Annotated in this window: 19 protein-coding genes; 10 read left to right on the top strand and 9 right to left on the bottom strand. The window is 47.1% G+C overall.

From position 1 onward, the window contains the following. Positions 1 to 17 precede the first annotated feature (17 nt). Positions 18 to 878 (bottom strand): acyl-CoA thioesterase II, encoded by an 861-nt coding sequence (gene tesB, locus CWI78_RS01920; RefSeq protein ID WP_126779731.1) that lies wholly within the window; start codon positions 876 to 878, stop codon positions 18 to 20. Positions 879 to 1136: 258 nt separating this feature from the next. Between tesB and acnA the strand changes: the two genes are divergently transcribed. Next, positions 1137 to 3806, top strand: a complete 2670-nt coding sequence (acnA, locus tag CWI78_RS01915) for an aconitate hydratase AcnA (protein WP_126779729.1) — start codon at positions 1137 to 1139, stop codon at positions 3804 to 3806. Between the two features lie 45 nt (positions 3807 to 3851). On the opposite strand, the gene CWI78_RS01910 is transcribed toward acnA, so the two are convergent. Together CWI78_RS01910 and folK are read right to left on the bottom strand one after the other, a co-directional pair. Then, positions 3852 to 4559: an SDR family NAD(P)-dependent oxidoreductase gene (locus CWI78_RS01910; protein WP_126779727.1), complete on the bottom strand. Its 708-nt coding sequence runs from the start codon at positions 4557 to 4559 to the stop codon at positions 3852 to 3854. Next, on the bottom strand, positions 4556 to 4927 hold the full coding sequence (gene folK / locus CWI78_RS01905) for a 2-amino-4-hydroxy-6-hydroxymethyldihydropteridine diphosphokinase (protein ID WP_126779725.1): 372 nt from the start codon (positions 4925 to 4927) through the stop codon (positions 4556 to 4558). The genes CWI78_RS01910 and folK overlap by 4 nt, the downstream gene beginning before the upstream one ends. A gap of 145 nt (positions 4928 to 5072) precedes the next feature. Between folK and CWI78_RS01900 the strand changes: the two genes are divergently transcribed. From CWI78_RS01900 to asnB, 5 genes are read left to right on the top strand one after another with little or no spacing between them, the layout of a single operon-like run. After that, on the top strand, positions 5073 to 5564 hold the full coding sequence (locus CWI78_RS01900; protein ID WP_126779723.1) for a hypothetical protein: 492 nt from the start codon (positions 5073 to 5075) through the stop codon (positions 5562 to 5564). Continuing rightward, positions 5557 to 6993, top strand: a complete 1437-nt coding sequence (locus CWI78_RS01895; RefSeq protein WP_126779721.1) for a sodium:solute symporter family protein — start codon at positions 5557 to 5559, stop codon at positions 6991 to 6993. Before CWI78_RS01900 ends, CWI78_RS01895 begins: the two co-directional genes overlap by 8 nt. Beyond that, a complete protein-coding gene (locus CWI78_RS12985) occupies positions 6980 to 7102 on the top strand; it encodes a hypothetical protein (protein WP_276567873.1) in 123 nt (40 codons plus the stop codon). The genes CWI78_RS01895 and CWI78_RS12985 overlap by 14 nt, the downstream gene beginning before the upstream one ends. Positions 7103 to 7106: 4 nt before the next feature. After that, positions 7107 to 8174: an aspartate/ornithine carbamoyltransferase family protein gene (locus CWI78_RS01890; protein WP_126779719.1), complete on the top strand. Its 1068-nt coding sequence runs from the start codon at positions 7107 to 7109 to the stop codon at positions 8172 to 8174. Between the two features lie 18 nt (positions 8175 to 8192). Then, complete coding sequence (gene asnB, locus CWI78_RS01885) at positions 8193 to 10208, top strand: asparagine synthase (glutamine-hydrolyzing) (protein WP_126779717.1); 2016 nt, start codon at positions 8193 to 8195, stop codon at positions 10206 to 10208. 4 nt (positions 10209 to 10212) lie between these two features. Here asnB and msrB read toward each other — a convergent pair whose 3' ends face one another. Then, positions 10213 to 11325 carry a peptide-methionine (R)-S-oxide reductase MsrB gene (gene msrB / locus CWI78_RS01880; protein WP_126779715.1) on the bottom strand — a complete coding sequence of 371 codons (1113 nt, stop codon included), beginning with the start codon at positions 11323 to 11325 and terminating at the stop codon, positions 10213 to 10215. A 45-nt stretch (positions 11326 to 11370) separates the two neighbouring features. Here msrB and CWI78_RS01875 point away from each other — a divergent pair, with 45 nt between their 5' ends. Beyond that, positions 11371 to 12420: a hypothetical protein gene (locus CWI78_RS01875; protein WP_126779713.1), complete on the top strand. Its 1050-nt coding sequence runs from the start codon at positions 11371 to 11373 to the stop codon at positions 12418 to 12420. On the opposite strand, the gene CWI78_RS01870 is transcribed toward CWI78_RS01875, so the two are convergent. The 5 genes from CWI78_RS01870 to CWI78_RS01850 are packed head-to-tail and all read right to left on the bottom strand — an operon-like array spanning position 12324 to position 19843. Further along, positions 12324 to 14093, bottom strand: coding sequence for an ExeM/NucH family extracellular endonuclease (locus CWI78_RS01870; protein ID WP_126779711.1), 1770 nt, complete (start codon positions 14091 to 14093; stop codon positions 12324 to 12326). The two genes, CWI78_RS01875 and CWI78_RS01870, sit on opposite strands and share 97 nt — an antisense overlap. A gap of 1 nt (position 14094) precedes the next feature. After that, positions 14095 to 14574 (bottom strand): MarR family winged helix-turn-helix transcriptional regulator, encoded by a 480-nt coding sequence (locus CWI78_RS01865; protein WP_126779710.1) that lies wholly within the window; start codon positions 14572 to 14574, stop codon positions 14095 to 14097. 17 nt (positions 14575 to 14591) lie between these two features. After that, complete coding sequence (locus CWI78_RS01860) at positions 14592 to 15689, bottom strand: peptidoglycan binding protein CsiV (RefSeq protein ID WP_126779708.1); 1098 nt, start codon at positions 15687 to 15689, stop codon at positions 14592 to 14594. 15 nt (positions 15690 to 15704) lie between these two features. After that, on the bottom strand, positions 15705 to 19187 hold the full coding sequence (mfd, locus tag CWI78_RS01855; RefSeq protein WP_126779706.1) for a transcription-repair coupling factor: 3483 nt from the start codon (positions 19185 to 19187) through the stop codon (positions 15705 to 15707). A 47-nt stretch (positions 19188 to 19234) separates the two neighbouring features. Next, the gene (locus tag CWI78_RS01850; protein ID WP_244213050.1) at positions 19235 to 19843 is read right to left on the bottom strand and encodes a PilZ domain-containing protein; all 609 of its coding nucleotides are present in this window, start codon (positions 19841 to 19843) and stop codon (positions 19235 to 19237) included. Between the two features lie 106 nt (positions 19844 to 19949). Between CWI78_RS01850 and CWI78_RS01845 the strand changes: the two genes are divergently transcribed. The 3 genes from CWI78_RS01845 to CWI78_RS01835 are packed head-to-tail and all read left to right on the top strand — an operon-like array spanning position 19950 to position 23093. Continuing rightward, the gene (locus CWI78_RS01845) at positions 19950 to 21179 is read left to right on the top strand and encodes a lipoprotein-releasing ABC transporter permease subunit (protein WP_126779702.1); all 1230 of its coding nucleotides are present in this window, start codon (positions 19950 to 19952) and stop codon (positions 21177 to 21179) included. After that, the gene (gene lolD, locus CWI78_RS01840; protein WP_126779700.1) at positions 21172 to 21858 is read left to right on the top strand and encodes a lipoprotein-releasing ABC transporter ATP-binding protein LolD; all 687 of its coding nucleotides are present in this window, start codon (positions 21172 to 21174) and stop codon (positions 21856 to 21858) included. The genes CWI78_RS01845 and lolD overlap by 8 nt, the downstream gene beginning before the upstream one ends. Further along, a complete protein-coding gene (locus CWI78_RS01835) occupies positions 21858 to 23093 on the top strand; it encodes a lipoprotein-releasing ABC transporter permease subunit (protein WP_126779698.1) in 1236 nt (411 codons plus the stop codon). The genes lolD and CWI78_RS01835 overlap by 1 nt, the downstream gene beginning before the upstream one ends.

The following is a 23093-nucleotide window of genomic DNA, read 5'->3' as shown; positions in this document are numbered from 1 at the left end:
CAATATCGGGATCGCGTTTAACCGCGGTCCCGCATGACACCTTCCTGAATTGTCGACGCAACTAACACTCCGTCACGTGTGAATATCTGCCCGCGGACTAAACCACGCTGACCGCTGGCCGACGGACTGTCTATTGCGTAAAGCAGCCAGTCATCCATACGGAAGTCCCGGTGAAACCACATGGCATGATCGACGGTAGCAACTTGCATATTGGGTTGCGCAAAGCTGACGCCATGAGGCTGTAAAGCTGTTGGCAAGAAGTTAAAATCTGATGCATAAGCCAGCAGGTATTTATGGACGCGTTGGTCATCCGGCATGTTACCGTTTGCTCTGAACCAGACGTAACGTCGGGGCTGATCTTTTTCAGGTTTAAACGGGTTGTAGGGGGTGACAAACCGCATTTCAATGGGCTTATCGCAAATGAACTTTTTGCGCAGTGGTGCTGGTATCAGTTCTTCGTGCTCGCGATAGATGTCCAAGTCTGAAACTAAGCCCTCAGGGCCGGGAACTTCGGGCATGGTGTCCTGATGCTCATAGCCGCTTTCCTGTTGCTGGAATGAAGCCGTCATGTAAAAAATGGGTTTACCGTACTGTATGGCCTTGACTCTACGGGCTGAAAAGCTTTTACCGTCGCGGATGGTTTCCACGTCATAGACAATAGGCTTTTTCGCATCGCCGGGGCGTAAAAAATAGCTATGAAACGAATGACAGACTCTTTCTTGCGGTAAAGTCTCTTTTGCCGCTGACAGAGCTTGCCCAATAACCTGTCCACCAAAGACAGCACCGAAGCCTAAATCCTGACTTTGTCCACGATAAAGACCGTCTTCAATGCTCTCGAGGGTCAGTAAGTTGAGTAAATCGTCGAGTACCTGACTCATCCGTTATGTCCTTATTAATTTCGGTAAGACTGATGTTTATTGATCTTAAACGCTTTTTACAGACTATGTAATATAAACACAATTTATAATAAAAATAGTTGCTTAACTGGGTACTTAACCACCAGTTAATTGGCACAAAACGTTGATTTATGTTTTCATCAAAGCACAATTTCAATGGCTGAAACGGTTCAGTTTGTCTATATTTAGAAGACCGTTGAGCTAAAAACTACGCTTTTAGAAGCGAATGGGAGAGTATCTATGTCAGGCAAAGACAGTCTGAAAACCTTAAGTACGTTAGACGTTAAAGGTAAAACCTTTCATTACTACAGCCTGCCTAAAGCAGAGGAAGCCTTAGGAGACATTTCAAAACTTCCGGCTTCAATGAAAGTATTGCTCGAAAACCTATTGCGAAATGAAGACGGCGAAACCGTCACGAAAGACGACTTAAAAGCCATGGTTGACTGGTCGAAAAAGAAAAAAATCGACCGCGAAATTCAGTATCGTCCGGCGCGGGTTCTCATGCAGGACTTTACCGGTGTGCCGGGTATTGTCGACTTAGCCGCAATGAGAGACGCAGTGGCGAAAGCAGGGCATGACCCTGAAGTCATTAACCCGTTGTCGCCTGTCGACCTGGTCATTGACCACTCGGTGATGGTAGACAAATACGCAACTGAAGGAGCCTTTAAAGAAAACGTCCGCATGGAGATGGAACGTAACAAAGAACGTTACGAGTTCCTTAAGTGGGGGCAGGGTGCCTTTGAAAACTTCCGCGTAGTACCACCGGGTACCGGAATTTGCCACCAGGTTAATCTTGAGTATCTTGGTAAGAGTGTCTGGACTAAAGAAGAAGATGGCAAAACCTTTGCCTACCCGGATACTTTGGTTGGCACTGACTCGCACACCACCATGATCAACGGTATTGGTGTATTAGGCTGGGGTGTCGGCGGTATTGAAGCCGAGGCCGCAATGCTGGGGCAGCCCGTTTCCATGTTGATACCTGAGGTTGTTGGCTTCCGTATGACCGGAGCGCTGAAAGAAGGTGTTACCGCGACTGATTTGGTATTAACCGTAACTCAAATGCTGCGTGAAAAAGGCGTAGTAGGTAAGTTTGTTGAGTTTTATGGTCCGGGTCTGGATAACTTGCCGTTAGCTGATCGCGCAACCATTTCGAATATGTCACCTGAATACGGTGCAACTTGTGGTTTCTTCCCGGTCGATGATGAAACCCTGCGTTATTTCCGCTTGTCAGGTCGTGATGAAGAAACCATTGAGCTGGTTGAGAAATACTCTAAAGCGCAGGGCTTGTGGCGCGATAACGATAACGAGCCGGAGTACACTGATACGCTGGAGTTAGACTTAAGTAGCGTTACGGCTTCACTGGCTGGCCCGAAACGTCCACAGGACCGCGTGGATATGGAGCAGCTTGGCAGTAATTTCGACCTGATACTGGAAACTAACGGTAAATCGGGTGAGAAAGACAAAGAAGTACAGGTGAAAGGCAAAGATTATTCATTGTCGCACGGCGATGTGGTCATTGCTGCAATCACTTCTTGTACAAACACTTCGAACCCCAGTGTCATGATGGCAGCTGGTTTAGTGGCTAAGAAGGCAGTTGAAAAAGGGCTGGTTCGTAAACCATGGGTTAAATCCTCGCTGGCGCCAGGCTCTAAAGTGGTTACCGACTATTTCGAAAAAGCCGGTTTGGATGAGTATCTTGATAAGCTTGGCTTTAACTTAGTGGGCTATGGGTGTACCACTTGTATTGGTAACTCGGGCCCGCTGGATGATGAAATAACAGAAGCCATTACTGAGGGCGATCTGACCGTCTCTTCTGTGTTATCAGGTAACCGTAACTTTGAAGGGCGTGTACACCCAGAAGTTAAGGCGAACTGGCTGGCGTCACCACCGCTCGTGGTCGCCTACGCGTTGTCGGGTACAACACGTACCGATTTGAGTAAAGATCCGCTAGGTAAAGACTCTGACGGTAATGACGTGTTCTTAAAAGACATCTGGCCGAGTAGTTCAGAAATTGCTGAAGCCGTGAAAATGGTGGATAACGAGATGTTCGGCAAAGAATATGGCGAAGTTTTCGAGGGTGATGAGGAATGGCAGTCAATTAGCGTTGCTGAAGGCAATACCTATAACTGGCAGGACGATTCTACCTATGTTAAGAATCCGCCGTTCTTTGAGGGCATTGATAAGCCTCTACAGGCACCGAGCGACATTAAAGACGCTAACGTGCTGGCCGTGTTTGCTGATTCAATTACGACGGACCACATTTCACCGGCAGGCTCTATCAAGCCGGATTCTCCGGCAGGTAAGTATCTGCAGGAAAATGGCGTAGAAATTAAAGACTTTAACTCTTATGGTTCGCGTCGCGGTAATCACGAAGTGATGATGCGCGGTACCTTTGCCAATATCCGTATTAAAAACCAGATGCTGGATGATGTTGAAGGTGGTTACACCAAGTACATCCCAACTGGCGAGCAGATGGCAATTTATGATGCTGCCATGAAGTATATGGAAAACGACACGCCGCTGGTTGTATTGGCCGGTAAAGAGTACGGTACCGGTTCAAGCCGTGACTGGGCTGCAAAAGGCACAACGTTATTAGGCGTTAAAGCCGTACTGGCTGAAAGCTACGAGCGTATTCACCGTTCTAACCTGGTGGGTATGGGCGTTCTGCCGCTGCAGTTTGCTGAAGGTGAGGGTGTTAAGGAACACAAGCTGACCGGCGAAGAGCAGATATCGATTCTGGGCCTTGATGAGAATCTCAAACCTGGACAGATGCTGAAAGTTGTTGCTAAACGCAAAGACGGAAGCGAAGTTGAGTTTGAGGTTAAGTGCCGTATCGATACCGGTAATGAAATGAGCTACTACAAAAGTGGTGGTATCCTGCATTACGTATTGCGCGGAATGCTTAAATAAGAGTCACTATAGTGAACTGAAACCCGGCCATTGAGCCGGGTTTTTTTATATCATCAAGCCGCGGCCACCATCGACTTTAATCGACTCTCCGGTAATAAATGGGTTATCGCGTAAAAAGCGAACTGTTTCTATCATGGGTTCTAAACCACCTTCCACCCGTAAAGGTGTTTCATCCAGAACTTTTAGGCGATGCTCTTTATCATGCTCGGGCAAAAATAAAATAGGACCTGGCTGAATCGCGTTTACTCTTACCGATGGCGCTAAGGTTTTGGCAAATGACTGAGTCATATTGGCCAGTGCGGCTTTTGCTGCGCAATAGGCAATGTAGTCGGTGGAAGGGCGGTCGGCGTAAATATCCGTTATATTAATGACCAGTCCGTTTTCTGAGTGGCTAAGTTGCTGTTGAAGGCCACTAATAAGCAAATAAGGCGCCATGCCGTGAACCTGAAATACGGCTGCTAACGCGTTTTCATGGTTATCAACGGTGTCGTTATCAAAAAAGCAGGACGCATTATTCACTAAAAGCTCGATGGAATTGGTGGCATTGCTTATTGTTTTGATCATCGCTTTGATACTAGCTGTGTCGGTAAAGTCGGCCTGTATCCCTTTAGCGCCCAACGACTCTAATTCATCAATGCCGTCGCGTGAGCTATTATAGTGAGCAAACAATTGATATCCCTCGGCCAGTAGTGCTTTTGCTAATTCAAAGCCAAAGCGCCTTCCTGCGCCGGTAATAAGTGCTGTTTTTTTCATGACGCAAGCCCTAAATCTGTGAGTAAGGAGGATAAATAGCCGGGGACTTGAGGTTTATCTTCTACTCTCCCCAAAATATCAATATCAATGGTGCGGTCCTTCAAGCTTCTCTTCGGGTCAGAGCGGTCACGACCTAATGCTTCTTCAATTTTATTAAATTCAGATTTGAGTTCGTTAGCGGTCATAGGCGTTTGGATAATAAACAGGGCATTTAAGAAATTTCTGTCGGTGTTCATATTGACCGGAGAGGTCGGAATATTTCGTGAGAAACTAATATCGCCTGACAACGCTTTTAGTGCAGCTTGTGCCTGAGGAAAGTTTCTTTGAGGCTCTATGTTTGAGCCAAGACTGCATAAATACTTTTTCATTGAATATCTGACCGCTAAACGTGAATAATATGTTGATTTAAATACGGGTAAAAACACCAAACAGATGACAGACTCAAACAGTTGAAATTGCGGAGATCTGCTGATAGCCTGAAATTTCAACTAACGCTGGTGAGCAGAAGTCTTAATGACGACACAGAAAAGCTGCTTTAACTATCGATATATTTTGTTGGTTTTGTGTATGTTCTTCATATTGCCAACCACAACGCTTGCAAGCTCCTTAACGCTAAGCGGGCCTGAGGCCGTCATCAAGGAAGGTTACTTTACCGTTTCTGTTCGTGCTAATGATATGAGTGAGCTTAACAGAGTTACCATTGAAGTTGCCAGCGATTCGAATTTTACAGAAAGTACTCGTCAGTTCCCTGCACTCGGTGATTTTAAAGACATTTCGTTAACGGGATTTAGCAACGGCACATACTACTTACGTGCCCGGGCGGAAGATACCGACGGGCAAAGCTATGTGAGTAATACCGTTGAAGTTACCGTAAAACATTACCCCTTGTGGCAGGCTTTGACCTTGTTCTTTATTGGTTTAGTCATATTCATTACGTTGGTAGCAACCTTGCTGCTGTTGCATCGTCAATGGATACATTCCAAACAACATAAGCATCATGACTGAGTTTGCATTAGAGACGAGTACGGGTATTACTATTATCATCCTGTTTGGGGTGTTTTGGGTTGCTTTTGGTTATTGGCTGGGGCGAAAAAACCGCACCCACGAGGATTTTGCCTTAGCAGGTCGAAATGTTGGTTTCGCTTTTGCTGCAGCAACTGCCATGGCAACCTGGGTGACCAGCAATACCACACTGGTGGCACCTCAATTGACTTATCAGTTCGGTATTTGGGGAATGATAGGGTATTCCTTTGCCGCACTAGGTCTTATTCTATTTGCGCCAATGGCCAAGCGAATAAAAGAGTTATTACCTAATGGCTACACCTCCGGAGATTTTGTTCGTCTGCGCTATGGTAATTTAGCCTGGCTCGTCTTTATTATTATTTCTGTTGTCTACGCGTTTGGCTGGTTAATCAGTCTGGGCATGGCGGGTGGCATTTTGCTGGAGTCACTTAGCGGCCTTGATTACCACATTGGCATGACGACGATTTTGGTAATTTGTGTCGGCTATACTTTATTTGGCGGCATGCGAGCCGTTATTGCCACCGACTTTATTCAGGCGCTGATTATTATTGTTGGTGTCAGTTTCATCGCGTACTGGCTGATTGATAATGTTGGTTTGGAAAGTATCCACAGTAACCTCACCAGTGAGCACCCGAAATTACTGGACCTGTTATTCCCTGCCGCGGTTATGTTTTTGTTTAACAATATTTTCTTTGGGCTGGGCGAAATATTTCACTCCAACGTCTGGTGGTCACGGGCGCTTTCGTTTAAAAAAGGTGTCGCTTACAAAGCTTACTTAACCGGCGGCTTGTTGTGGTTGCCTATTCCTATCGTGACAGGATTTATCGCTTTGGCTGCACCGCAGCTAGGGATATTTCCTCCAAGCCCGGACATGATTGGCCCTACTGTTGCCGCAGCTGTGCTGGGTAAAGTCGGTGCTGTTATCGTCTTTATTGTGATTTTTTCTGCGCTGGCCTCTAGTCTGGACTCGTTACTTGCCGCAACTTCGGACTTAGTTACACAAGATATCTTTCATAAAAAACTGAAACCCAAAGCAAGCGATAAAACCTTAATGCGCTTTAATCGCAGCTGTATTCTTGGTCTGGGTATCATGACCTGGTTATTGTGCTTACCTCGTATTGCTACGTTAGGCGCCTTGCTGAACTTTGCCGGGGCTTTCGTTGCCAGTACTATTTGGCCGATAGTGCTGGGGCTGTACCAGCGCCGCCTGACGGGTAGTTATGCTGCTTGTGCTATGGCTTTTGGTACACTCTTCGGTATGCTGGGTTACTTTGTTATCGGTTTTTATGTTGCCGCATTGGTATCGTGCGCGGTTTCCGGGCTCATTTGCTTAGTCGGTATTATGCGTAGCAATAAGCAGTTTGACTGGAACCAATTAGATGAAGGGGAACAAATTCATGCTGATAAGTGAACTGGCTTTTGAATGGTTGATTTCTCTGGCGCTGGTAATGACCTGTGCGGCTCCGGTATTGTTAGTGGGCCTGTTTATTAAAGATTTTATTTCTAAAACCATATGGTAATTGTATGACTATAAAGGATGTCTCCTTTGAACGAGATCGCCCAGATGTGTGTGGCGATGCTCACCCAAAGGCGTTATTGAAAGCAATTCAGGAAGATGGTGATTACCTGCTGAAACTATCGAATCAGCATGTGGTATCTGCTGACCAGTTTTCGCAGCTGGGGATGCTGCAGTTATTTCGACTTGCAGCTAAATATGAAGCTAATCCCCGTCGTTTTAGTACCTCATTGCAGGGCAAAATTTTAATCAGCGCGTTTTATGAGCCAAGTACGCGGACTCGTTTGTCATTTGAAAGCGCCTGGCACCGGTTAGGCGGCGATATCATGTCAATTACTGACCGTTCTACTACTGGTATAGCCAAAGGTGAGCGTTTGGCCGATGTGGCTGAAATGTTTAATAACTATGGCGACTGTGTGGTGTTAAGGGACAATAATGAAAGCTCACTGGAAGAGATGATTGATTCGCTGCGCATTCCCATTATTAATGCCGGTAATGGTTCAGATGAACATCCAACCCAAGCGCTTACGGATATGTACGCACTGTTTAAATGGCGTCCCGATTTAGTGACGGACGAAGCCGATAAAGCACCGATAAAAATCGGCATTATTGGTGTACCAGATAAAATGCGTACCGTGCGCAGCTTTATTAAATGTTTAGTAAAGTTTCCAAAAGCAATCGATGAAATTGTCATTATTCATGACGAAGAATCGTCGACTCAGTTATTCGGAAGTGAGCAACGAGAGCAGATTGAACAAGCCGGAATAAAGATTCGTACGACTCGCGATTTAGAGCAGGTACTACCAGAACTTGACGTGGTTTATATCAACGCTATTTCATGGGAAGGTGATACCTTTAGTACTTATGGCAGTGAGTTTCACTTAACGGCGCAGTCACCGCTAAAAGACAGCGCTATTATTTTACATCCATTAGCGCGCGGTGAAGAATTATCCGCCGATCTCGACCATACGCCCCATAACTGGTATTTCAGCCAGGCACGGGGGGCGGTGTTTTTACGTATGGCGCTACTGACCTGTATGGTACAGCGAGCTGAACGCGTCATTGATGTCGTCTGATACGAGGAAAAGCAAAGAATGTGCGGAATTGCTGGCGTTTTTCATCATCAAACGGAAAGAGCGATTGACCCCCAAACCTTAGTGAATATGGCAGCGATAATGCATCATCGTGGTCCTGACGGGTTTGGTTATGAAGTACAACAAGACTATGGCGTGGGATTCAGCCACGCTCGTTTATCTATTATTGACCTGGACGAAAAGCGGGGTCGTCAGCCATTTTTGTCAGCCGACAAACGATTGATGCTGACTCACAACGGCGAATTTTATGACTTTAAACGCATTCGTGCAGACTTAACAGCTCGTGGCGCGCGCTTTAATAGCAAAAGTGACTCTGAAATTGTTCTGCATTTGTTTGAACGTTATGGCCTGGAAGATACGTTAAAAGAGCTGCGTGGTGAATTCGCGTTTGGCTTGTTCGATGCCAAAGACGAAAGCCTCTATCTTGTGCGCGACCGTTTTGGGATTAAGCCATTATACTGGACGGAAACGGAACAGGGTGTCGTTTTTGGATCTGAACTGAAAGTACTGTTTGCCCACCCGGATGTTAAGCGGGAGTTTTCGGCCGAGGGTTTATACCACCAGCTTATTCAAGTCATGGTTCCGGGCTCTACGGCCTTTGAAGGAATTAATCAGGTTCAGCCTGGCTATGTGGTTAAGTTACAACGAAAAAATGGCAAGGTGGTTGCGACGGAACACAAATACTGGGATGTCGATTTTCCGCCTGAGGAGAGCTATCCGGGCGCCGATGTTGACGAAGAATCTTATATTGAAGGGGTTCGCGCTAAATTACTGGAAGCCGTTCAGCACCGAATGACAGCTGATGTCCCGGTAGGCTGCTATCTGTCGGGTGGCATTGATTCATGTGCCATTCTGGGACTTGCATCTGCGTCAACTCAAACCTCGGTAAAAGCCTTTACCATAGGTTTTGATTCTGCTGATTATGATGAAACACCTATCGCAGAAGAAATGGCTGAAGCGACTCAGGCTGACCACCACATTATGCGGCTTAAAGCCGATGACCTGTATGACCATTTTGTGAAAACTTTGTGGCACACAGAACGAACAATTTACAACACACTGGGCGTAGCCAAGTATCTGATGAGTAAAGAGGTACACGAAGCCGGTTATAAAGTTGTGATGACCGGAGAGGGCTCGGATGAACTTTTTGCCGGCTATCCGGCTTTTAGAAAGGACATGTTCCTGCATGGGCTCGACCATTTGCCTGAAGTGGAGCGGGTTGAATGGCAAGAGTTGCTGGAGAAAAACAATAAACTCTTTAAGGGCGCTATGTTAGCTCGTGAGGAGTTTGTCAGCGACGCCTTTAACCAGAAAATGGGCTTTACCCCAAGCTGTGTGCAGCCGTGGCTGTCGTGCTCATCGGTTGCGTTGCCGCTGATGTCAGAGAAAAAACGTGAACAAGTTGAGAGCTATGATCCCAGCAAGGCTATTGCCGATACGCTGGATAAGAAGATGCTCGATGGCCGACATCCGTTGGACAGAGCTCAGTACGTGTGGATTAAAACTATGCTGGAAGGCCAAATCCTGACCTGGGGCGGCGACCGTGTCGACATGGCAAACTCAATGGAAGCACGCCCTGCATTTTTGGACCATCACTTGGCAGAGTACGCTTTTACAGTGCCACCGCACCTGCGTATTAAAGGTAATAAAGAGAAGTATGTGTTGCGGGAGGCAATGAAAGGCTTGTTACCGGAAACGCTGTATAAGCGTGAGAAGTTTGCGTTTATGGCACCGCCGGCCCATACCGACCCGGAAAAATGGAAAGCCGTTGAGAAGCTGGCAGAACAGTTTTTGAATGAAGACGCGGTAAAATCAGCTGGGCTGCTTGACTATAAAGAAGTGGTGCGGACGTTTGAGCGGCACCAGGATGATAACGTGCCCAATGAAGAGCGTGTGCAGCTTGATGCGGTGATAAACCACATGTTGGGCGTTCAGGTACTGCACCATCACTTTGTAGCGACTGACGTGCCTAAGCAAGCCCAGCAACGAGCGAGTGAGCTGGGCTGGACTGTTTAGTCTTTTAATCTCCGGTGACTGCAGAAATGTAGTCACCGTAACCTTCTTCTTTCATTCGTTCTAAAGGAATAAACCGTAGTGCGGCTGAGTTCATGCAATACCTTAATCCGGTTGGTTCAGGCCCATCGCTAAAAACATGGCCAACATGTGAATCAGCCTTGCGACTGCGAATTTCGGTGCGGGTGAAAAACCAGCTGTCGTCTTCTTTTTCAACAACAGCATCGGACGTTATCGGTTTTGTAAAACTTGGCCAGCCGGTTCCCGATTCGTATTTGTCGGCTGATGAAAAAAGTGGTTCTCCACTAACAACATCGACGTAGATGCCAGGGCGTTCATTATCCCAGTAGGGGTTGTCAAACGCGGGTTCCGTAGCATCTTCCTGAGTGACCGCGTACTGAATGTCCGTTAGGCGTTCTTTTAATTCACGTTTACTGGGCTGTACGTAGACCTGTTCGTCACTTTGGCCGCTAGGGCTTTCATTAGTGAATTGCTGATAATCGACGTCAGATGTGTCTCCCCAGTGCTTTTCCACAAAGTCGTACCGGCCGGAGTTATAAGTATAGATGCGGTAGCGAACCGGGTTCTTATCGTAGTAATTCTGGTGATACTCCTCCGCTTCATAGAAGCTTTTAAAAGGGGTTATTTCAATAACCACAGGGTCCGGGAAGGGGCCATTTTTATCAAGCCATTGGCGCGACTGCATGGCAATACGTTTTTGTTGCTCATTATGATAAAAAACAGCCGGGCGGTATTGTTGACCTCTGTCCACAAATTGTCCCTGATTGTCTGTTGGATCACTGATGCGCCATAACTTCTGAAGCAAAGCGGCATAACTGACAATATCCGGGTTATAGTAAATTTGGGCTGCTTCTGTGTGTCCGGTTTGTCCTCCGGCAACTTGCTTATAAGTTGGGTTAGCTTCATCGCCGCCACTGTAACCGGATACAACCTCCCGGACGCCGGGCATTTTTTCAAAAGCTTCTTCGACACACCAAAAACAGCCGCCAGCTAAAGTAGCGACTTTCTCATTTTTTTGCTTTGTTGGCTCATTATTCTGTGCCATGCTGATACAAGATACTAACAAACTGGCAGTAACAATTATTAGGCGAAGCGACATTGTATTCTCCAACCACAGGTGGTGTTTAGTTATAGACCGTTCAATATGAAAAAGATTACTTGGTTAGCTTTTATTTTCAGCCTTAGCTGTCAACCTGCCGTTGCATTGCAGCAGTCAGACGAAGAAGATGACATGTGGCTGGACAGTTTTCGTAGCGGACTAGGTTCATCTGTTGATGCAACAGCTCGCTGGGTCGATGGCTTATTCGGAGATGAAAGCATCAGTCAATATGAGCGTTCTTACGGTCGGCTTTCGGTTGCACCGCAGTGGGATCAGTATGATGGCTTTGAAGTGAAATCACGCTTTAGAGCGCGTGTTGCCTTACCCAAACTTAAAGAAAACTTTTCAGCTTTTATTGGTCGGGTTGATGAAAACGAGTTTCTGGATGATGATTCTGCTGGCCGGCCTTCCGTTATTCGTTCGCCTGAATCTGATGAAGAGTGGTTAGTGGGCCTGGGCTTCGACCCGGAAATTAACGAAGCTCATCGCGTGTCTTACAGTATCGGTATTCGTGGAGGCCTGCGTTTTGATACTTATGCAAGAGCACGTTACATGACCGGTATCGTTTTTTCCGATAATCAACAGGTTCGTACTCAGTCTTCAGCTTTCTGGCGTGACAGCGATGGTTTTGGTGTTGCACAGCGTGTCGATTATGAAGCGACTTTAACTGAAACCTGGTTACTCAGGTGGGCTTCAATAGGTACTTTTGCGGAAGAAACGGATGGTGTTCGCTGGAGCAGTACCGCGCGTTTATACCATTTGTATGGCGAAGATAAAGCCTGGGCTACTGAAACCTGGATAGAAGGCAATACCGATCATGAAGTGCCTATTCGAGATTACGGATTGCGATTTTTAAATCGTCAGCGTTACTTGCGAGAATGGTTTTTTGTTGAAGGCTGGGTGGGTTACCACTGGCCACGCGGTCATTTAGCAGAGCAGCGTAGCGGCCAGTGGTTAGTTGGCGTTGAGTTTGAGGTTCATTTTGGCACCGACAATGCTTACATGCCGGATCCAGAAAAGCGTAAATCGAGTACCAGAGGATCGTGGTCCGACGAACGAAATGGTCCTTCGGAAAAGTATGTGTCATCACGATAGTCATAAACCCAAGGCTCATCCGCGTTAAAAGGCAAATGATACACTCCCTGAATATTGTCTTTGAGCGAATCCGCAACAAAAACATGATCTAAAGCACCGGCCTGGCTGTCGTAAACATACGAGTAATCAGTCGCATCGGAAGGGTTATAAAAACCATTTTTGCTGAAGTAACGAATCGGGTCCTCGTGATAGTAGGCGTTAAAATCCCCCAAAAGTATCGGATTTACAAGGGGTTCCTTTTCAATCCATTGTGTCAGTTGCTCTGAGGATTTTAGTCGCAAATCGTTCCAGCAAGCCTGGCCATCATTTTGATTGCTGTTAGGGCTTTCAGAGTCCTCCGGACAGCTACCTTTCGATTTAAAATGGTTCACAATAACGCTGAACTCAGTGTCAGTCTTTTCGTGAATAAAGCTTTGTGCCAGTGGCGGGCGGCTTCCCCAGGAAAATGGTCCTTGCCGGGTAAACAGAGCATGAGAGTTTGGTTTAACGCGTTCAGGCTGATAGATAATACCAACAGTGATCTGATCGGTGCCAATTTTCTCAGCACGGGGTTCGGCTATTTCATAATCTTTGCCTGAGACACGTTCAAGTGCATTAACCAACTGTATAATGGCACTGCGTTCAGTAAAGCCATCGTTTTCTAGCTCCATCAAACCGATAACGTCGGCATCCATCGTTGTCAGTGCGGCCACAATCTTTTGTAGTTGGCGTTCCATTTGCTCGGGGGTATCAGCTCCTCTCGGTGTTGGAAAGCCTTGCCCGGCACCATTGCCATTAAAGAAATTCAAAACGTTAAAACTGGCAATACGAATGGCATCACTGTTCTTTTCCGCCAACTGAGGTTGTTTTGATACAGCTTTTAGTACGAGTTCTTCGGTAGGCTGAATTCTGTAGCCGTCATTAAACTGGCTGATAATGCCACTAAAGCTGTCTATTGTTGAGCCGGAGCGTAGGCTGCGTTGCTCCCCGTGTTGAAGGGAGCTAAAGGGCAGTGGGCTCGGTTCAACAACCTGACTGTTGTCATCAACCTGCAACCGATTCAGTGTGTTTTCCTGTTTCTGGCGCTTGGCATCTTTGCCGGGCATAACAATTTGTGTCGGTGTCCATAAGCGGCCCGAGGAGACATCAAAAAAACCATGGCGCGGGTAATTGTAGTGCCCGGATACAGTCAGCTCTTCATCCTTAGCAGAGGACAGTGTTACGGGCATTCCCTCTAAGGCCTCAAGCTTTTTAAGTGAGTCTACGGGTAGCTGCAACGCAGTCACTTCAGGAGTACTAGTAGCGTTACCACAGGTGGTCATATTGGATACATTAACCAGAGAGGTTAACTGCGAGCGCTCGTCAACTTCTCCGGATAGCTTTACCTGTTCTCCTGTCGTGACAGTCGAGTGCTGCTTGTCTGTGACGACAAATAGCCCTTCAGAGGTGGCCGGATTCTCATCGGCATCTTCAGCAAAACTGTGAATAAAAAAACCACCCAGACCGTCGGTTGCTTGCCACGTGGCGGTGACTATACCGCGCACATTAACTTGTTCGCCGACCATTTGGGAAAGCTCGGTTTCACCCTGAATGTTTGCAATAGAGGTTATATCGTTATCATTATCACAGGTGCTTGCAGCGGCAGTCCCCGACAGAAAGAGAGCGGGTAACACATTAAGTAGTCGTTTATTCATATTAATGATCCAGGTTGTGGTAGCTTCCAACTTCGAGTACGGGCGCCGCGTCCAGGCGCTCCGCATCCATCATGTTGGCAATTCTTTGCATTGATGAAAGCAGTAGCGATTGCTCCCATTCTTCCAATGCCTGAAACTTTTTAATAAAGTCTTCCTGCAGTGGTTGCGGCGCTTTTTCCAGCAATGTAAGCCCCTGTTCGGTCAGGTACAGAGAAACCCGGCGTTTATCTTTTTCACTGCGATGCCGGTGAATGAACTGGCGATGCTCGAGTCTCTCAATAACGTTTGAAACGGTTGCGGGACTTAAGTTGATATTCTGAGCAATCTTACTGGCGGTTATGCCATTGGCGGCGTTAATTTCTCGCAAAATTAATAACTGAGGCGCGGTGAGTCCTGAATACTTGTTTAATTGCTTAGAATATAAATCAATGGCCCGAATGACTTTTCTAAGAGCAAGTAGCAATTCTTCATATTTTTCCATAGTTGCCTCGAAACCTGCTAGTACCTTGGAGCGGATAAATCGGTACGACGGATTTGAACAACGACGCCAAGCTTGGGGTGATCGAAGTAGTGCGTTTCGTGGCTGATGACCCGCCGTAACTGTGAAAAATAATAGCTACGTAGATAAGGAATTTGTTCACTGGCATTATTGAGAGCTAACGATGCTTGTTCTTCTATATCGTTTGCTGTGCGCTGAATTCTGTCTGTTTCACGTAAATTAAACTCGCCATCAATATGCAGATAGTTACCCACTAAAAAAATCTGCATCAGTCCGTCGAACTCCCAGGAAAGATTGGGTTGGCCTGCTGCCATCAGTGGTGGACGAACTGGGGTTGTTTCATTTAAACGGCGAAAGGGTTCCTTACCGGAATTAATAACGTTAAGCAGGCTCTGGATATTGTCCATACGTTGTTGCTGACTGGCGCTGGACAGCGGTGTGTTAAGTTTTTCACGCTCTTGAGGGAAGCCATTATAGAAAAACTCGTCACTGTAGTTTTTACCGCCAAACAAGCGGAACTTGCTGGCCTGATTGCGAGTAAATACCGGCTGTCTCCAGGCAAGGTGTAACAGGGGTTTGCCCTGGCCTTTGTTGTTCAATTCGGTACGGATAGGTGACAGTTCTAAGACGTCTTCAGGCATTAAGAACGGTTGTGACGCTGTTTCTATATTACCGCCCGGGCCATCGATAACGACCTCCGTAGATGCCATTTCAGATAAAATATGTGAAGGAGCAAACGGGTTACCTGCAATGGGGATCCATTGGTCTTCGTTTTCATACTGGCAGGCGACGTCAAACTGCCACTCTTGCTCCGATAGTGTTTCACAAATAGGTAAAGCGGCACGAAGCGAGCGGTTTTGCTGGCTATGATAAGAGGTGAGTAAATCGCGGCTGCCAGCGATGGTTATTGGCTGCATTGTTAACGAGAAGTTTTCGCCGGACTGGTCTGTGGCGGTATGTTTAAAAACCAGCACTTCTACTTCAAACCAGCGCCAGTAGTCTTTATCAGACTGAGCCACGACATCAACAGACACCAATGCCATTAGAGCTGCTGTTAAACCCAGTACCGATTTTAATCCACGATGCACCAGCGTCATTCCTTCACTCCTGTGTTACGCCGCCTGAGATTGTTCTGCAAATTCTTCTAACAGAGACTCTACCAGTTTTAACCGGCTTTGAGTATCTTCCAGTGATTGACTTAAACGTAAACGGTTTGGTCCATCCAGCTTGTAGTAACTGGGCGCTTTTTGAATCAACCCAATAATGACTTCGGGGCTAATCTTCGTGTCGTCGGCAAATTCAATAATACCGCCCTGATTACCAATATCAATTTTACGGATACCCAGTTGCTCGGCGTTATTACGCAGTTGTGTTTGGCGCATCAAGTTCTTGGCTGCGTCCGGTAACAGGCCAAAACGGTCAATTAATTCCACCTGCAGATCATCCAGTTCTTTACTGGTCTCACAGTTGGCAATTCGTTTGTACAAGCTTAAACGGTTATTAACATCCGGTATGTAAGCTTCGGGTAAAAGTGCCGGCAGTTTTAAGTCAATTTCAGCACGTTCGTGCAACAGCTGTGCAAGCGCGGGTTCTTTGCCTTCTTTTAAGGCTTTGACCGCTTGCTCCAGCATGTCCATGTATAAAGTAAAGCCAATACTTTCAATTTGACCGCTTTGATCATCACCTAGCAGCTCACCGGCACCACGAATTTCCAAATCGTGAGTTGCAAGCATGAAGCCTGCTCCCAAATCTTCAAGCTGAGAGATAGCTTCAAGCCGCTTGTGTGCGTCTTTGGTCATACGTTTAGGGTGTGGCGTTAATAAATAGGCATAAGCCTGATGATGAGATCGTCCAACCCGGCCTCGCAGTTGGTGCATTTGCGCCAGTCCCAGGTGGTCGGCGCGATCCATAATAATGGTGTTGGCGCTGGGTATGTCGATACCGGTCTCAATAATGGTGGTACAGACCAGAACATTAAAGCGCTGATGGTAAAAGTCCGACATAATGCGTTCAAGGTCACGCTCACGCATTTGTCCGTGAGCAACTACAACACGAGCTTCGGGAACCAACGCTTCGATATCTGCCGCGGTTTTTTCAATAGTGTCGACATTATTGTGTAAGAAATAAACCTGACCACCGCGCAGAATCTCCCTCAGCACAGCTTCTCGAACCGTGGGTTCGTCGTACTCCCGGACAAAGGTTTTCACTGCTAAGCGCTTAGCTGGTGGAGTGGCAATAATCGACAGATCACGAATGTTATTCATGGCCATATTTAAGGTTCTTGGAATAGGCGTTGCGGTCAGAGTTAATATATCAACATCCGCACGAAGACGCTTAATGGTGTCCTTTTGCCTTACACCAAAGCGGTGTTCTTCATCCACGACCAGTAAGCCTAAATCATGGCATTTAACATTGTCCTGCAACAATTTGTGCGTACCAATGACAATATCGACCTTGCCGTTTGATAAATCTTCAAGAATACCTTTGGATTGCTTTGCGGTTTTAAAACGCGATAGCACTTCAACCCGAATGGCCTGATCAGCAAAACGGTCACTAAAGTTTTCATAATGCTGCTGGGCAAGCAGGGTGGTGGGAACCAGCACCATCACTTGCTTGCCTTCATTAACCGCAATAAAGGCCGCGCGCATTGCCACTTCGGTTTTACCAAAACCTACGTCGCCACACACTAACCGGTCCATTGCACGAGGCTGTTGCATATCTTGTTTCACGGCATCGATTGCGGCTTGTTGGTCAATGGTTTCTTCAAAGGGGAAACCCGCGGCAAAGCGTTGGTAGTCTTCTTCATTAATGTTAAATGCGTAGCCGGGTTTCGCTTCGCGGCGGGCATAAATGTCGAGCAGTTCTGCCGCAACATCACGCACTTTTTCCGCCGCTCGTTTTTTGGCTTTTTCCCAGCCATCGTTACCCAGTTTATGCAATGGAGCATGGCTTTCTTCGCCGCCACTGTAACGGCTTAATACGTTCAGGCTTGCTACCGGGACATACAGCTTGGCGCCACCGGCGTACTCAATGGTGACAAACTCGGTGGTGACATTACCGGCATCTAACGTGGTCAGCCCCTGATAACGGCCCACGCCGTGGTCCAGATGGACAACAGGCTGACCGGCTTGCAGTTCTGCTAGGTTGCGAATGAGCGTGTCGGCGCTGACGGTTGCCTTTTGTTGACGTCGGCGGCTTTGTACAACGCGATTACCAAACAGCTCGGTTTCGGTGATAAACCAGAGTTTTGCATCCGGCAAATAAAAGGAGTTAATAACTGGACTTATGATTAACCCGATTTGTTGGGTTGGGCACTCTTCTAATCCAGAGCAGAGTCTCACCTGAAAACCAAGCTTGCTGACAATTTCACGCAGAGCTTCACGCCGGCCCGCACTCTCAGCAGAAAGCAAAACCTTTTCGTTGTTGGCCTGCGCCTGCTCTAACTTAGCTTCTAACTTGGCAAAAGGATGCTTTTGCTGATGATCAGCAGCTATCTCAGTGACTGTTTCAGTCAGAAAGGGTGTTGGTCCGGGTTGTGCCATCTCGGCTGGTACGTTGGCTCGTACCCGGCGGTATTGTTTAAAGCCAGCGTGAATATTATCAACCGGAAGGAATAACTCATTTGGATGCAGAAGCGGTCGCAATGGGTCGAATTGGCGCTGGTCGTAGCGATGATTAATGTCCTGCCAGAGCCGCTCCAGGCTGGCCTGAATGTTACCAAAGGTAACCAGTACCGTGTCGTCCGGAAGGTAATCAAACAAGCTGGCGGTTTCTTCAAAAAATAACGGAAGATAATATTCGATGCCGCCGGGCAACTGGCCTTTACTCACTTGCTGATAAACTGATTCGCGTTCAGTGCTGGCTTCGAAGTGCTCGCGGTAACTTGCCCTAAAGCGCTCAATGGCTGTTTGGGTCAACGGAAACTCGTGCGCTGGTAGTAGGTTTATCCCATCTATTGGGTCTTTTGAAAGCTGAGTCTCAGGGTCAAACGGCCGAATGCTGTCGACTTCATCATCAAAAAAGTCCAGACGATACGGTGTCTGACTGCCCATTGGGTACAAATCTAAGATAGAACCGCGGGCACTGAATTCACCATGCTCCATAACCTGGTTTACGTGGCGGTAGCCTGCATTTTCCAACTGTTGTCGCAGCTTCAGGCTGTCGAGTTTCTGGCCTTTTTCTATTTGTAATGCCTGCCCCTGAACGAAAGAAGTGGGCGCAATGCGGTGCAATAGGGTGTTAACGCTGACAATTAATGCTCCGCGCTTAGCATCCGGAAGGCGCGCGAGCACATTCAAACGATCGGAAATAATATCCTGATGCGGCGAAAAACTGTCATACGGTAAGGTTTCCCAGTCCGGGAACAGAGTAATGTCGTCATGGTACTCCGTGTGTTCACCGGCAAAGTATTTAACTTCTTGCTCTAACCGGTGTGCCTGATTGGCATCCGCTGTTACGATTAAAACCCGCCCGGGCGTGGCGTCTATTAGTTTGGCAAGAGCCAGAGCAGGCGCACTGCCGTGCAGTTCCTGCCAGGTAATATCGTTATTTGTTGCCGGTGGAAAAGGAGGTCTTAATACAGATGCCTTAGTCATGACTACTCAACTGGTTTGGAAAAACGTCGGTATTATACCGAAATCAATCAGGATTTGGATGATGGGGTGTCGCTTTCTTTTTGTTCGCGGCGCTGCTTTGAACGTTCTTTAAGCTGACGGCTTTGAGCGTGAAGGCTGGCCCGAATCAACAGCTCTTGATCTTCTTCGCGAATTTGAGAAAAACTGAGCGTGCAACGATAGCGCTCGCTGTCTTTTTCTTGCTGACAATTATCAAGGGTAAGGTAGCAATATATTGCCAGTGCTTCTTCTTTAAAAAACAGCTTAGCCTGAAATACCTGTCTCTCAGTTAAGGGAGAATCATTGAGTATACGGATACCGCCCCCACCATACTCAACGCCCTCAAAGCGATGCTCAGGATCATCTTCGTTGCGAAGCATGTAACCGAGTAGAATGTTCATGCGTTTGTGTTGCTGTTCAAGAAAAGCCACTAACGCACTGCCTGACGACTGCTCAACTTTGATACTTTGCAGTTGCTGCTGATCACTTTCAGCCATGCTGGACGCAATAGTAAAGAGCTCCGGAATTTCAGCAATAAAGGCGTCTTCATTCGGAATACTATCTGCCGATTCCAGCGCAATTAAATTGACCGGGAAACGATCTCCTACAGTGAAGAAATCTCCGATTGGTGATGTCATTGATGTCTGCGATTGCGTCATTGTGTCGGCTTTTAGTTGTCAGGCTCAATACAACTCATTATCCTTGCTCGTTATGAATTAGCAACCATCAAATAATTGAGGGTATATGTTTCAGCCGGTCGTGCTGTTTATTGGCCTGCGTTATAGCCGGGCAAGGCAGGGGTCTGCGTTCACCGCTTTTATCAATCGCTTTGCTTTTGCCGGTATTGCTCTTGGCGTTATGGCATTGGTGGTTGTGATGTCGGTTATGAATGGTTTTGAAGGTCAGTTGAAAGACCGTATTTTGGGCGCCGTGCCGCAGGTAACCCTAACAGACGCTGGTAGTACAACCGAGTTAACCGACTGGCAAAAAACTCAGGAGCGCTTGCCACAATTAACCTCTGTTAAAGGGTCAATGCCTTATGTGCAAACACAGGCGATACTTCAGCTATCGGAGAAAATGTCGGTAGCGAATATACAGGGCATCTACCCCGATACAGGAGCCGTGCCGCCCTCTCTTACTGATAAGATGATTACAGGCCAGTGGGAAAATTTAAAAGCTGGCAGTTATCATTTAGTTATAGGGCAACGCCTGGCACAGAAGCAAGGAATAACGGTAGGCGATAACATTCGGGTTATCGCGGCGCAAGGCGGAGTTTACACGCCATTTGGCTTAGTGCCTTCACAACGTCGCTTTATGGTCAGTGGCTTATTTGCGATGGGCTCCGAAGTTGATGAGTCGGTTGTTTTTGCGCATGGTAGTGATTTAGCACGTCTTATTCGCTTACCAGAGGGAAAAGTGACGGGGCTCCAGCTGTTCTTGGATGACGCTTTTCAGGCGCCGCAAGTTGCCCAGAGCCTTCGTCATCAAACTGACTTAAGCGTTAATGACTGGCGTCAAAACTATGGTCAGTTGTTTGAAGCCGTTGGCATGGAAAAGCGAATGATGTGGTTAATGCTGGCGCTAATTATTGCCGTTGCCGCTTTTAACACGCTATCGGCTTTGGTTATGGTCATAAACGATAAGCGTCACGATATCGCCATATTGCAAACCCTGGGCTTATCAAATAGTCATATTCGCACAGTTTTTATACTTCAGGGCTTGTATAACGGTGTACTGGGTTCTTTATTGGGTGTCATTCTGGGTCTGTTACTAAGCTGGTATCTAAATGACATTCTCACCTTATTCGGCGCGCGAATATTTGCGGGTTCAGAAGAAGGTCTACCCATTGTTATAAATGTTTTCCAAATTATTGCTACTGCTGTTGCTGCAATTGTATTAACCCTGGTGGCAACTTTATATCCTGCATCACAAGCAGCACATGTCCAACCATCGGAGGCTCTACGCTATGACTGACGCGCTGTTGCGTTGTAAAGGACTGAGTAAATCATATCAGGACGGGAGCAACGAAGTGACCGTGTTAAAAGACATTGAATTTGCTCTGCAACCCGGAGAAATGGTCGCGGTTGTCGGTGCCTCAGGTTCGGGCAAAAGCACGTTATTGCATTTGCTGGGTGGTCTGGATAAGCCTTCAAGTGGACAGTTGTTTTACAAAGCAGAGGAAATGACGCATTGGAAAGCAGACAAATTGGCAAAATGGCGCAATCAAAACCTGGGGTTTGTTTATCAGTTTCATCACTTATTGCCTGAGTTTTCGGCTTTGGAAAACGTCGCTATGCCGCAAATGATAGCAGGTAAGAGTCCGGCTGAGGCTAAACAACAGGCAAAGCAGTTATTAGAGCGAGTCGGTTTGGAACATCGGTTATCGCACCGGCCAGCTCAGTTATCCGGAGGTGAACGGCAGCGAGTGGCTATTGCTCGTGCCTTTGTGAACAAACCCCAGGTCGTTCTTGCTGACGAACCTACCGGGAACCTGGATGGTGAAGCTGCGGAGAGTATTTATCAATTAATGCTGGAGCTTAATCAGGAAATGGGCACCGCTTTTATTGTTGTAACTCATGACTTGCACTTGGCTGAACAGTTGCAGCGTGTAGAAGTTCTGAGAAACGGACTTTTACATAAGGAACAAGACTAATGCGGCTTGCCTGGTTAATTGCCCGACGGTTTCGTCAGGGAACCGCTAAGCAAGGGTTTCTGTCGTTTATTTCGGCCTCATCAACCATTGGTATTGCGCTGGGGTGCGCTGTTTTAATTGCGGCACTGTCTATGATGAACGGCTTTAACCAAGTGCTACAGGAAAGGCTGTTGGCGGTTGTTCCTCAGGTTGAATACAGCGCTGTTGAAGGGCAACTGGAGGACTGGGAAGGTATTGCCGAAATTGCGCAGCAACACCCTCAGGTTATTGCTGCTGCGCCCGGAATTAACGCCACCGTTATGGTGCAGACACAGTCAACGTTTCACGGCATTCAGGTGCGTGGAATATCGGCAAAGCATGAGCAAAAAGTGTCGGCGTTATCCGATTATGTTAGTGATGAAGACTGGCAACGCTGGCAACAAAAAGGCGGCTTGTTGCTCGGCGCAGGACTTGCTGAAAAATTGAAGTTGTCGGTTGGCGATTCAGTTTCTTTGTTGACGCCGGAAAAGTCAGAGCAAGGCTTTCGCTCACCAGAACGCGTCAGACTCCAGGTTACCGGAGTCTTTAAGTTTGGTGGACAGATTGACTATCACAACGCGTATGTTTCGCTGGAAACAGCAAAAGATGAGCTAAACTTTGCCAGTGATGTCAGTTCAGTTCGTTTGCGTTTAAACGATGTGTTTTCAGCCCCGGAGGTTGCCAGAGAGGTTGGGAATCAGCTGTCTGAACTCGTTTACCTGGATGACTGGACGCGGAGCCATGGGCATTTATATCGCGATATAGAGTTGGTTCGTTGGGTGGTTTATCTGGTTCTTGTCTTAGTGATGGCGGTTGCCTGCTTCAATATTGTTTCAACCTTAATTATGACTGTCGCTAAAAAACGTAGCCAAATTGCCATGTTAAAGACGTTAGGCATGACGGATAGAGATTTATTGCAGTCGTTTATATTTCAGGGGCTTATGAATGGGCTCTACGGTGTCGCTTTTGGTTGTGCGAGCGGGGTACTTCTGGCTCAGTTTTTACCGAATATCATGATGACTCTGGAAACATGGTTTAATTTCGATGTGCTTTCCAGTGACATTTACTTTGTTGGTGAGGTCCCGTCTCAATGGATTTGGCCGGATATTTTCCTGGTTGCCTCGGTGGCAATGGTAATGAGTTTGCTGGCGACTATTTACCCGGCCTGGCGGGCCGTAAAAGTTGAGCCTGCTCAGGCTTTGCACGAGAGTGTTTAG

It is taken from the genome of Idiomarina ramblicola (genome assembly GCF_003987255.1).
Lineage (GTDB): Bacteria > Pseudomonadota > Gammaproteobacteria > Enterobacterales > Alteromonadaceae > Idiomarina > Idiomarina ramblicola.
This window is presented reverse-complemented; position numbering and strand designations above follow the sequence as displayed.